Source organism: Flavobacterium fragile, from assembly GCF_023634865.1.
Classification (GTDB): Bacteria; Bacteroidota; Bacteroidia; order Flavobacteriales; family Flavobacteriaceae; genus Flavobacterium; species Flavobacterium fragile.
In genome coordinates this window covers 43,338-55,279 of sequence record NZ_JAMLJN010000008.1, presented here as the reverse complement: position 1 = coordinate 55,279, position 11,942 = coordinate 43,338, and the positions used below count along the sequence as shown (strand labels likewise).

General features: G+C 33.4%; 9 protein-coding genes. 4 read left to right on the top strand and 5 right to left on the bottom strand.

Annotated elements, in window-relative coordinates:
- Positions 1-58: 58 nt before the first annotated feature.
- Entirely contained in the window at positions 59-811 is a 753-nt protein-coding gene (locus NAT47_RS10040) for a rhomboid family intramembrane serine protease (protein WP_250582379.1), read from the top strand.
- A 71-nt stretch (positions 812-882) separates the two neighbouring features.
- Here the strand turns inward: NAT47_RS10040 and NAT47_RS10035 are convergent, their stop codons facing one another.
- The 5 genes from NAT47_RS10035 to NAT47_RS10015 all read right to left on the bottom strand — a co-directional run bounded on the left by NAT47_RS10035 (position 883) and on the right by NAT47_RS10015 (position 8,521).
- Positions 883-1,245 carry a hypothetical protein gene (locus NAT47_RS10035; RefSeq protein WP_250582377.1) on the bottom strand — a complete coding sequence of 121 codons (363 nt, stop codon included), beginning with the start codon at positions 1,243-1,245 and terminating at the stop codon, positions 883-885.
- Positions 1,246-1,298: 53 nt separating this feature from the next.
- Entirely contained in the window at positions 1,299-2,033 is a 735-nt protein-coding gene (rlmB, locus tag NAT47_RS10030; RefSeq protein ID WP_250582375.1) for a 23S rRNA (guanosine(2251)-2'-O)-methyltransferase RlmB, read from the bottom strand.
- Between the two features lie 67 nt (positions 2,034-2,100).
- On the bottom strand, positions 2,101-3,516 hold the full coding sequence (locus NAT47_RS10025) for a SusD/RagB family nutrient-binding outer membrane lipoprotein (RefSeq protein ID WP_250582373.1): 1,416 nt from the start codon (positions 3,514-3,516) through the stop codon (positions 2,101-2,103).
- Positions 3,517-3,527: 11 nt separating this feature from the next.
- Entirely contained in the window at positions 3,528-6,773 is a 3,246-nt protein-coding gene (locus NAT47_RS10020) for a SusC/RagA family TonB-linked outer membrane protein (protein WP_250582371.1), read from the bottom strand.
- 86 nt (positions 6,774-6,859) lie between these two features.
- Positions 6,860-8,521: a BamA/TamA family outer membrane protein gene (locus NAT47_RS10015; RefSeq protein WP_250582369.1), complete on the bottom strand. Its 1,662-nt coding sequence runs from the start codon at positions 8,519-8,521 to the stop codon at positions 6,860-6,862.
- A 336-nt stretch (positions 8,522-8,857) separates the two neighbouring features.
- Here NAT47_RS10015 and rpsL point away from each other — a divergent pair, with 336 nt between their 5' ends.
- The 3 genes from rpsL to fusA are packed head-to-tail and all read left to right on the top strand — an operon-like array spanning position 8,858 to position 11,934.
- The gene (gene rpsL / locus NAT47_RS10010) at positions 8,858-9,265 is read left to right on the top strand and encodes a 30S ribosomal protein S12 (protein WP_250582367.1); all 408 of its coding nucleotides are present in this window, start codon (positions 8,858-8,860) and stop codon (positions 9,263-9,265) included.
- A gap of 24 nt (positions 9,266-9,289) precedes the next feature.
- A complete protein-coding gene (rpsG, locus tag NAT47_RS10005; RefSeq protein ID WP_250582365.1) occupies positions 9,290-9,766 on the top strand; it encodes a 30S ribosomal protein S7 in 477 nt (158 codons plus the stop codon).
- 11 nt (positions 9,767-9,777) lie between these two features.
- Positions 9,778-11,934 carry an elongation factor G gene (fusA, locus tag NAT47_RS10000; protein ID WP_250582363.1) on the top strand — a complete coding sequence of 719 codons (2,157 nt, stop codon included), beginning with the start codon at positions 9,778-9,780 and terminating at the stop codon, positions 11,932-11,934.
- The last annotated feature ends 8 nt before the right edge of the window (positions 11,935-11,942 follow it).

The window sequence follows — 11,942 nt, the reverse complement described above, 5'->3', positions numbered from 1 at the left end:
ATTTTATGACAAATGTGCATAGAAATAATTTTGGCTTTATCTTTGAATTCAATTCAATATGGAAAAACAGCACGATAATCCTTTTCAGTTTACAAAAACGGTTATTTTATTACCGTTATTTTTTGTGTTGACTTTGTGGTTAGTTTTCTGGTATGAAATGCAATTTCAAGATAATTTGTCGCATTTTGGAATTTATCCAAGAGAAGTATATGGATTGAAAGGAATTCTTTTTAGTCCATTTCTCCATGGCGATATTGAGCATTTGGCAAATAATTCTTTTGCGTTATTGGTATTGTTGCCTATTTTAAGATATTTCTACAAAGAACAATCGTTTGTAGTGTTATTTTTAGGTATTCTCTTTTCAGGATTAGGGACATGGTTGTTAGGAAGACCAAGTTACCACATTGGCGCCAGTGGATTAATTTATGCTTTAGTGAGTTTTATTTTCTTCAAAGGCATTTTTACCAAATATTACCGATTAGTGGCTTTATCATTTACCATCGTAATTTTATACGGCGGAAGTGTTTGGTATATGTTTCCAAGTGTAAAAGAAGGTATTTCGTGGGAAGGACATTTAGCAGGATTTCTTGTGGGATTAGCCTTAGCCTTAGTTTTAAAAACGCCTCAATTTTCAAAACCTATTTTCTACGAATGGGAAAAACCCGATTTCAATCCAGAACTCGATCCATTTATGAAAAACTTTGACGAAAAAGGAAATTTCAATCCACTACCAAAACCAGAAGAAGTGATTAAAGAGTACTTTAGTTCTTCTATGAAAGTGGTTTATGAGTTTTTAGGTGGGAAGAAATGAAGTTGTTTAGTTTAAAACTTACAACTCATCACGAATAATTTATTATTTTAAATTAAAATGGTTGAATGAAATTATCCTTGATAAACTTTAAAATCACAAATTTTTCCATCAAGACCAATGTAAAATATTAATCTCCCTGTATTTATGCCTCTTCCTGAATAGCCTAAATAATAACTAAATTCGGAATTAGTTTCTTCAAATTCAGGTTTTCCTAAAAGATTAATAATTTCATTTTTGGTTTTTCCTTTTAGATCGTGATTGTTACGTAGGCTATTCATCATGTCCCAACGAGTTGAAAATTCCATTTCAGATTCTGTCCAGTTTTTCCATTTTTTGCTATCAAATTTTTCACCAGACAATTTTCCTCGTAAAGAAAATGAAAGAAATATAATAGTTACAATAAATAATATTCCGAAAGTTTTATTTTTACCCATAATTTTCAAAATTGTTTATTATTACCATTTAACTATTAATTTTGAACACTGAACTACATTCTCTGTCTCAACGCCTCATATAAAAAAGCACCGCAAGCTACCGAAACATTTAATGATTCAATAGTTCCAAACATTGGTAATTTTGCTTTTTCATCTACAATTTTCAATACCGAAGGATTTACACCTCGGTCTTCGCTACCCATAATGATGGCAACGCCTTCGTTGAAGTTGATGTCGTAAATGTGTTGGTCTGTTTTTTCAGTTGCTGCAACGGTTTTGATGCCGCTTCCTTGCAAATAGAAAATAGCGTCTTTAATGTGGTCGACTTTACAAATTGGCACATTAAAAACTGCCCCAGCCGAAGTTTTAACGGTATCACCATTCACAGGAGCTGAACCTTGTTTTTGGATGATGATTCCATCAACACCTGTACATTCTGCTGTTCGGATAATAGCGCCAAAGTTTCGCGCATCTGACAATTGGTCTAAAATAATGAATAAAGGTTTTTTACCGCTTTCAATAACACTTTCAACCAAGGTTTCTAATGCAACAAAAGAAATAGGAGCAATGGTTGCCACCGCACCTTGATGGTTATTTGGTGTTAATCGGTTTAGTTTTTCAACAGGAACATAGGAAAAGTTGATGTTGTTTCTTTTCATCGTTTTCATCAAGTCTTGCATCAAGTCGCCTTGCGCATCTTTTTGAACGAATACTTTGTCAATTTCCTTTTTAGCGTTTATTGCTTCAATTATTGCTCTAATTCCGAATATTTGGTTGTCTTTTTCCATGAGGCAAATATAAAGAAAAACCATCACTTATGCAGTGATGGTTTTAGTAATATAACTACAAAATAAATTAATTAATGTCCCAGAATATTTTAGTTGACAATAAATCGCCTCCAATTTGAGATGCTGCAGCTTGATAATTTATTCCGTTTAATGTTTGTTCACTAACAGGATAAGTATATCTTGTTGGTACAGGTAAGCCTGAACTCGCTGCTACATTTAATACTGGTGCGTCATATTTTCTGTAAACGGACCATCCTTCAAAACCTCTGTTGTACATTGCTAACCAAAATTGTAAACCAATTTTTTGTCTCCAAGTTCCAGATGCAGTTGTATAAGCAACAGATGGATTTGATAAATAAGTTGTTATGTTAGTAGCACTCACTCCCCAATCTTCCATAGAAGCAGTAATTGCAGCATTGTAATGAGATTCTGCTGTTCCTGGAGCAGTGTAATTTCTTTCTTTTGCTTCTGCAATCAAGAATTCTACTTCTGCATAATCCATAAGAACACCTCTGAAAGTTGGATCATGAAGCATTTCTCCAATATGTGTAAAGTTTGAGAATGGACTACTTGCTCCGTAAGTACCTCCTGAATATACACCAGCTCCTAAATTATCATCAAAATAGAAAGCTCTTCTTGGGTCGTTCAATGTGTTCATGTAGTCAACAATTGTATTTGCAACAACAAAGTCACTTCTACCTGACTGAACTAAATCTAACCAAATAGGATTGGTGTTAGGAGTAGCATTTTCATAAACAAGTGTTGCATTATCGCTGTTAGAAGTGAAAACACCCGCTAAAATTGCTGCTTCAGCTGCGCTTTTAGATTGTGCTGCCATTGATGAAACATCAGCAATTCTCATTGCTAATTTTAGTTTTAAAGAATTAGCAAATTTTTTCCAATTATTTACGTTTCCGCCATAAATGATGTCAGATGATCCAAAAGCTTCGTCGCTAGAATCTAATTGAGTGATTGCTGTATTAATTCTGATAAGTAAATCAGCGTAAATAGTTGCTGCGTCATCATATGAAGGTGTTGGATTAGAAGATCCTTGCAATGCATTGCTGTAAGGTATATTTCCATAGGTATCAACAAGTTGTTGCCATGTGTACACTTCTAAAACTTCTATCATACCTTTTTTAGTATCTGAGGTTGCTTTTGATTTTGCATCTTTTAAATCATAAAGAACATCTCTATATAATTCTGAAAAATGATTTCCAGGGATATTTCTGGTTACTAAATCATAATTAGCTTCATCAATATAAGTTGTTTCTGTCCAATATTGAGCAAATAATCTGAACACATTTGTATTTACATTTGTGCTTTCCATTTGGTCAAACAAACTCTTTATAGAAGATGTAAATAATGCATCTGCTGATAAGTTGGTCGGTTTGTTTGGATCTCTATTGATATTTTCATAGGTTTCATCACTAGCACAAGAGGCTATAAATAAAACAGAGAATAAAACTATAAATTTTTTCATAATATTTTTTTTTAGAATTCAAATTTTAAACTGAAACCAATTTCCTTAACTGCAGGATAAACACCTGATTGATTACCTTGAACATTACCAGCACTAAGACCAGCTTCAGGATCTGAATAAGGAGTGTTTTTATGGATAATCCATAAATTTCTTCCTACTAAAGAAAGTGATAAATTGTTTAAATTTAATTTGCTGTAGATTTTTTCAGGGAAATTAAATCCTAATGTTAACTCTCTTAATTTTACAAAAGAAGCATCATATACGTGAGCAGCATTTGGTGTTCTTGCATATCCCCAACCATTTGTGTATTGTGATGCATCACCCACTGTAGTGTTTGGCGTTCCATCAGCATTTACCCCAGGAAGTAGTAAACCACCACCATTAGCTATTGTATTACGTACAGGGTTTCCTAAATGGTTAGTTCCTGCAGTAAAATCATATAATCCTGTTGCGTATCCATACCAAGTATCCAATGAAAATACATCTCCTCCTTTTTGAACATCGATTAAGAAGCTTAAATTCACATTTTTATAACGGAAAATGTTTTTAATACCTCCTGTCCAATCTGGGTTTATGTTTCCAATAACTTTGTCATTAGTAGATGTTCTTGCGTATTTACCTATCCAAGATGGAGACGGAGCATCTGTAGATGTATAAATTATCGGTTGTCCATTTTCATGGTAAACATAATCACTACCTCTAATTACCCCAAAAGGTTCTCCTAATTGTGCACCTAGAGAAATACCACCTTGAGCGTTAGCTAATCTAATAAATTCAGTACCTTCAGCTAATCGAGTTACTTCACTTCTGTTCTGTGCATAATTTACTTTAATATCCCAGCTAAAATTATCAGTTTTTATTGGTGCACCTGATAAGACCATTTCGATACCTTTGTTTTCAATATCTCCTGCATTTAACCATAAATTAGAAGATCCGGTTGCTGTAGAAACATCTAATGGAGTAATTAAATTTACAGTTTTTCTATTGTAATATGATAAATCTAAACCTAATCTGTTATTAAATAATTGAAACTCTAATCCTGTCTCAATATCTTTAGATTTTTCTGGTTTTAAATTTGCATTATTGAATACAGAAGGATTAGAACCACTTGCATTACCACCAAAACCTGAGTTAATATCATAAGTATTAAATACATTGTAAGGGTCTGTATCACTTCCAACTTCAGCATAGTTGATTCTTAATTTTCCAAAATTTAACCAATCAAAGTCAACTAAGTTTGAGAATATGACACTAGAAGAAATCGATGGATAAACATATGAGTTGTTGTTTTTTGGTAACGTAGAAGATCTGTCTCTTCTTATTGTTGCATCAAGATAATAAGTGCCTTTGTATCCTAAGCCAGCTTTTGCAAAAATACCATCTACTTTTTTGGTATAATCTACTTTAGCAATGTTGTCTGGTGTAATTGGATTTAAAGTGTTAGCTAAAGTAAATAGACCTGGCGTTACAATACCTCCATTAGTTGATATACCTAAGCTGTTTAATTTATTAACTCTCAAATTTATTCCAACCAATCCGTCAAAGTTTAAATCACTTGTAATGTCAAAATTAAAATTACCCATCAAGTCGTAATTTATTTCTGAAACGGTTCTATTGTTAACATAGTAACGAGAAGGATCAGCGGAACCTACTTCAATTCTTTCTTCTCTTGTTTCAGAATAAGAATCGAAAGCAAATCTACCTAAAACATTAAACCATTTGTTAACTTCATAAGTTAAACTAGTGTTTCCTGTAAATCTACTTCTTTTATCATTTTGATAATTTTTGTATAGAGTCCAATAAACATTATCTGTATATATTGGAGATAAATCATCAACACTATTAACATTCCATGTAATGTTTTGACCTGTATTGAAGAATGCATCTTTCTGTTGTTTTAAATCAACATTCGTTTGCCACCATTGACGAAATGCTTGCATAGGGTTTCTAGAGTCATAACCTGTACCATTTCTACCTTTTGCTCTGTTGTCTGTGTAAGTAAAATCAATAGAAGCTTTTAATTTTTCATTCAATTTAGTGCTTCCTGAAAAAGTAAGAGTGTTTCTTAATATCTCACTATTAGGCATTACACCTGTTTGTTTTTTATTTGTAAACCCTAATCGGAAAGAATTTTTATCATCACTTTTACCAAAAGAAACAGAGTTTGTGTTGGTTAGTGCTTTTTCAAATATAGAGTTTGGGTTATTAGCTCCTGCTACCCAAGGTGTTGCTATTCTGTAACCCGGTAATTGAGGAAAAATAGATGTCCATTGGTAAACTAATAAATTTGGATCAAATGGAGCTCCATAAGAGGCATCTTCTGTAAATGGAACAACTAAGTCGTCATTTCCATCTCCTGAGAAATCAAAATAGCTGAAATATCCCGTTGGGTCATCATAATATGGTCCATATCCTGCTCCGTATTTATCTTGATATTTAGGTAATGTTTTTTTGTCAACAGTTCCTATTGTTAGAGAACTATTAAAAGTCACTCCAATTCCAGTTCCTTTTTTACCTTTCTTTGTAGTAATGATTATGGCTCCATTTGAAGCTCTAGATCCATAAAGTGCCGTTGCAGCAGCACCTTTAAGAACTGTAAGTGATTCAATGTCGTCTGGATTAATATCAGAAGCGGCATTTCCGTAGTCATATCCTCCTCTTCCTGTTCTTTGATCAGAACTATTGTAAGTTTCATTGTTTACGGGTGTTCCATCAATTACAATAAGTGCTTGATTGTTTCCATACAAGGAACTGTAACCTCTAACAATAATATTGGCAGAGCCTCCCATGGTACCAGATGAAGAAATGTCTAAACCAGCTACTTCTCCAGATAGAGATTCAACAAAGTTTGAAGTTGGAGTGTCAGATACATCATCACCTTTAACTTGTTGTGTTGCATAACCTAGAGCTTTTTTCTCTCTTTTAATCCCTAAGGCGGTAACTACGACTTCCGATAATTCTTTAGTGTCGTCAGTCATTTTAACATTTAATGTTGTTGATGAGGCTGTAATTTCTTGCGTTTTCATTCCTAAGAATTTAAACACAAGGATTTGAGAATTACTAGCTTTGATACTGTAATTTCCTTCAAAGTCTGTTTGCGTACCTGAGCTTGTTCCTTTGACAAGTACAGCTACACCTACAAGTGGTTCGCCATTAGAATCGGAAACCTTTCCAGAAACTGTTCTAGTTTGAGCAAATGCTATCTGCCCATACAGCACTAACATGAGTGCTAAAATTCCAAAGATTTTTGATTTCATATTTGTAATTTAAGTTGGTTTTCACAAATATCACAAATAATTTTCATAAAAACTTAACAAAAAAACAACATTTGATGAATAAAATGTTAAAAATTTGTTTTAAAACTGATGTGTATAATAGAATTGGAAAGTTTGATAATTTGATTGCTCGTGCTACCGTTGGCATAAACCAAATTAAGTAATCCATTCTTGGTAAATAATCCAAATCCAAATCCAAATCCAAATAATCGGTCTTTTATTTTGGAAGTTTTGTCTTGGAAATAACCAAAGTCAGTAATAGAATGTAGGTATAAATTAGAAGCTAATAAATAACGATATTCGGCTATGAATCCGGTGTAGGCATTTGCTTGTAGACTATTTTCGTTGAAACCTCTTAACGAATTGATACCGCCAAATCGGAATAATTCGTTTACTACATAACTATCACTTTGTAAATAAAAGGTTTGATTCCGAATAAAAATGCTGTTTTTAGGATTTAAATTAAAATTGTAATTCACATCCAATTGTGTAAAAAACTGATTCGTTTTCTGAGATGCAATCGTTCGATTTCCTATTCCAAATTTTAGAGAAACTTTTGCTTTTTCAGGAAAAATAAAACTATCGGGATTTAATTCAATATGTTCAAAACTCGTTGTTAAAAAGGTATTGATAAAATCATTTAAACTGAACGAATTTGTATTCTGAATATCTACCGAGGAAGTTTTTTGATATCCAATATAAGCTTTGGTATTGTATGCAAAATAGTAGCCCAAGTTCAAATCAGTAACCGTATTCTGAAAAGTAGAATCTTGTTTGAAAATTTTCAAATTTGCTTTAATTCCAATCGAACTTTTAAAAATATACGGCAATTCCGTTCCTATGTTAAACGAAGTTTGTTTATTACCATCATTTTTCCAATACAAATTGAATTTTTCACCCGAATTTAAAATGTTCTGTAATTGCAAATCTAAAAAACCATTAAAAGTTAATTTGCTTTGGTCATCATTAGAAAATCCAATAAATCCGTCAAATTTATTAGGTTTCGATTTCTCTAAATACACAAAAATTTTAGTAGAATCGGTTGTAAATAATATTTCAGGATATTTGATTTGATTTACGAATTGCAATTTGTCAAAATTGTCGTTAATCTGTTTTAAATTATCTTGATTAAAAGTTGCTTTTTTTGCTTTTTTAGTAATTGCTTTTTTAATTCCAGTTGGAAATTTGTTGTAACCTATAATTACTAAATCGGTAATATTTCTTTTTGAGTTTAATTTGAGTTGTAAATCCGATAGTAAATTATTTCCAATTTTTCGTTGATTAACCAATTGTAAATTTGCTAACAAATAGCCTTTCTTTTCTAATAAAGCTAATCTGTTCTTCATGAAAATTTCTACTTCATTCGTGGGTAGAATCAAAGTGTCTTTTTCTAATTTTAAGAGTGATTTTTCTTCGTTTGAAAGTTTACCTATATATATGGAGTTGTTTTTTACTTCGCTTCCTAAGTTGTATTTAAAAACAAAACTGCTATCATTGAGTTTATTTTGTTCTAAAAGCAGCCAATCAAAGAAACCTTGATTGGTTAACTTGCTTTCAAAACGTTTTTGTTCCTCAAGAATGGAGGCAATGGTAGGGTGTTTTGATTCGTATCTTAGACTATCTATGGTTTTGGTATCTTTTTCAGATGTTCCTAATACTTTTAAATAGAAATTCTGTCCAAGTGAAAATTGGAAAATTAATAGTGTAATAAAAAAGTAAATGAATTTCATCGCTGTAAAGTAACGAAAAAATGTAAAATAAATTTTATTAGTAGAAGCGAATGGTCTGGGAATTCTTATAATCCATGTTTCCGCTTTTCGTTGCAATCCTTTTAAACTCCTTTAGATAATTGTGTGATGTAGGAGTTTTAAAAAGATTTTCATCATAATCGAAGGCGGGAGTTTCTTGTTTTGTTTTTTTGTATTTGAATAATAATCAAAACCTTGTAAAATCAAATTGTATTGAAAATTAATAAATTATGATTTGGAAAGTAAAAAATAATTCCTACATTTGCAACCCCGTAAAAAGCGGGAATTTTAAACATTAAAAATTTTTAGTATTTAATTATGCCAACAATTCAACAATTAGTAAGAACAGGGAGAACCCAAATGACTAAGAAGAGTAAATCGGCTGCTTTAGATTCTTGTCCTCAAAGAAGAGGTGTGTGTACTCGTGTTTACACAACAACTCCTAAGAAACCAAACTCAGCAATGAGAAAGGTGGCTAGGGTTCGTTTGACAAACGGAAACGAGGTGAATGCATACATTCCTGGAGAAGGTCACAATTTACAAGAGCACTCGATAGTATTAGTTAGAGGTGGAAGAGTAAAAGATTTACCAGGAGTGCGTTATCACATCGTACGTGGAGCATTAGATACTGCGGGTGTTGCAGGTAGAACACAACGTAGATCTAAGTATGGGGCTAAGCGTCCAAAACCAGGACAAGCACCTGCTGCAGCTGGAAAGAAAAAGTAATTTAAAATCTTTTAAACAAAAGACATGAGAAAAAGACAGGCCAAAAAAAGACCTCTTTTGCCAGATCCAAAATTTAACGATCAGTTAGTTACACGTTTTGTGAATAACTTAATGTGGGATGGTAAAAAATCAACTGCTTTCAAAGTGTTCTATGATGCTTTAGAAATTGTAGAAAACAAAAAGCAAGATGCAGAAAAATCTGCATTAGAAATTTGGAAAGATGCATTAACAAATGTAATGCCACACGTAGAAGTTCGTTCTCGTCGTGTGGGTGGAGCTACATTTCAAATTCCAATGCCAATTCGTCCAGATAGAAAAATTTCTTACGCTATCAAATGGATGATTTTATATGCAAGAAGACGAAATGAAAAATCGATGGCTGCTAAGTTAGCATCTGAAATTTTAGCTGCTGCTAAAGAAGAAGGTGCTGCTGTTAAGAAAAGAATGGATACTCACAAAATGGCAGAAGCTAACAAAGCATTCTCTCACTTTAGATTTTAATTCATAAAGAAATGGCTAGAGATTTAAAATATACAAGAAATATAGGTATTGCGGCTCACATTGATGCTGGTAAAACAACAACAACTGAGCGTATCTTATTCTACACAGGTAAAACACATAAAATTGGAGAAGTTCACGACGGTGCTTCTACAATGGACTGGATGGAGCAAGAAGCGGAAAGAGGTATTACAATTACTTCTGCAGCTACAACTTGTGAGTGGAACTTCCCAACGGTTCAAGGAAAAACTATTCCAGAATCTAAGGCGTACCACTTTAATATTATTGATACTCCTGGTCACGTTGACTTTACGGTTGAGGTAAACCGTTCGTTACGTGTATTAGACGGTTTAGTGTTCTTGTTTAGTGCGGTTGATGGTGTTGAGCCACAGTCTGAAACTAACTGGAGATTAGCTGATCAATATAGAGTTCCTCGTATGGGATTCGTAAACAAAATGGACCGTCAAGGTGCTAATTTCTTAGCGGTTTGCCAGCAAGTCAAAGATATGTTGAAATCAAACGCGGTTGCGATTACCTTGCCAATTGGTGAAGAGGCTGATTTCAAAGGAGTAGTTGACTTGGTAAAAAATCAAGCTATTGTATGGCATGATGAATCACAAGGAGCTACTTTTGATATCATTGATATTCCTGCTGATATGGTAGATGAAGTAAAAGAGTATCGTTCTAAACTTATCGAAGAGATTGCTACTTACGATGAGAACTTGTTAGACAAGTATATGGAAGATGAAAACTCTATAACTGAGGAGGAAATCAATAAAGCATTACGTGCAGCTACTATTGATATGGCTATTATTCCTATGTTGTGTGGATCTTCATTCAAAAACAAAGGGGTTCAGTTCATGTTAGATGCAGTTTGTAAGTACTTGCCATCTCCATTAGATAAGGAAGGTATCGAAGGTATTCATCCTGATGATAAAGATTTATTGGAAGAAGATCAAAGAAAAGTTGTTCGTCGTCCTGATGTAAAAGAACCATTTGCTGCATTAGCATTTAAAATTGCTACTGACCCTTATGTTGGTCGTTTAGCATTCTTCCGTGCTTATTCGGGTCGTTTAGACGCTGGTTCTTATATCTTAAATACGCGTTCAGGAAACAAAGAAAGAATTTCTCGTATCTACCAAATGCATGCTAACAAACAAAATCCAATCGAATTCATCGAAGCTGGAGATATTGGAGCTGCTGTAGGATTTAAAGATATTAAGACTGGAGATACAATGTGTGATGAAAAACACCCAATTATTCTTGAGTCAATGAAATTCCCTGATCCAGTAATTGGTATCGCTATTGAACCTAAAACGAAAGCTGACGTAGACAAAATGGGTATGGCTTTAGCAAAATTAGCTGAAGAAGATCCAACGTTTACAGTTAAGACTGATGAAGCTTCTGGACAAACGATTATTTCGGGTATGGGTGAGCTTCACTTAGATATCTTAATTGATCGTATGAAACGTGAGTTTAAAGTGGAAGTTAATCAAGGTGAGCCTCAGGTAGAATACAAAGAAGCGTTTACAAAAGCTGCACAACATAGAGAGGTTTATAAAAAACAATCTGGAGGTCGTGGTAAATTCGGGGATATCGTATTCCGTCTTGAGCCTGCTGACGAAGTTGATGGAAAAGTGCCAGTTGGATTACAATTTGTTAACGAAGTTAAAGGTGGTAACGTACCAAAAGAATATATTCCTGCTGTAGAAAAAGGATTTAGAGAAGCTATGAAGCAAGGTCCTTTAGCTGGTTACGCTGTAGACAGTTTAAAAGTTACTTTATTAGATGGTTCGTTCCACCCTGTGGATTCTGATGCATTGTCATTCGAATTAGCAGCTAAAATGGGTTATAAAGAAGTGGCAAAAGCTGCAGGAGCTGTTATTCTTGAACCAATCATGAAAATCGAAGTTATTACTCCAGAAGAAAACATGGGTGATATCGTTGGTGACTTGAATCGTCGTAGAGGTCAAGTAAATGATATGGGTGACAGAAATGGTGCTAAAACTATCAAAGCTAATGTTCCTTTATCAGAAATGTTTGGATATGTTACTACGTTAAGAACATTATCTTCTGGTAGAGCTACATCTACAATGGAGTTTTCTCACTATGAAGAAACACCTTCTAACATTTCAGAAGCTGTAATCAAAAAAGCAAAAGGTAACGCCTAATTTTTAAA

Excerpts from the sequence above, each read along its gene's own strand:
- NAT47_RS10040 (WP_250582379.1), top strand. The coding sequence starts at position 59 with ATGGAAAAACAGCACGATAATCCTTTTCAGTTTACAAAAACGGTTATT.
- NAT47_RS10035 (WP_250582377.1), bottom strand. The coding sequence starts at position 1,245 with ATGGGTAAAAATAAAACTTTCGGAATATTATTTATTGTAACTATTATA.
- rlmB (WP_250582375.1), bottom strand. The coding sequence starts at position 2,033 with ATGGAAAAAGACAACCAAATATTCGGAATTAGAGCAATAATTGAAGCA.
- NAT47_RS10025 (WP_250582373.1), bottom strand. The coding sequence starts at position 3,516 with ATGAAAAAATTTATAGTTTTATTCTCTGTTTTATTTATAGCCTCTTGT.
- NAT47_RS10020 (WP_250582371.1), bottom strand. The coding sequence starts at position 6,773 with ATGAAATCAAAAATCTTTGGAATTTTAGCACTCATGTTAGTGCTGTAT.
- NAT47_RS10015 (WP_250582369.1), bottom strand. The coding sequence starts at position 8,521 with ATGAAATTCATTTACTTTTTTATTACACTATTAATTTTCCAATTTTCA.
- rpsL (WP_250582367.1), top strand. The coding sequence starts at position 8,858 with ATGCCAACAATTCAACAATTAGTAAGAACAGGGAGAACCCAAATGACT.
- rpsG (WP_250582365.1), top strand. The coding sequence starts at position 9,290 with ATGAGAAAAAGACAGGCCAAAAAAAGACCTCTTTTGCCAGATCCAAAA.
- fusA (WP_250582363.1), top strand. The coding sequence starts at position 9,778 with ATGGCTAGAGATTTAAAATATACAAGAAATATAGGTATTGCGGCTCAC.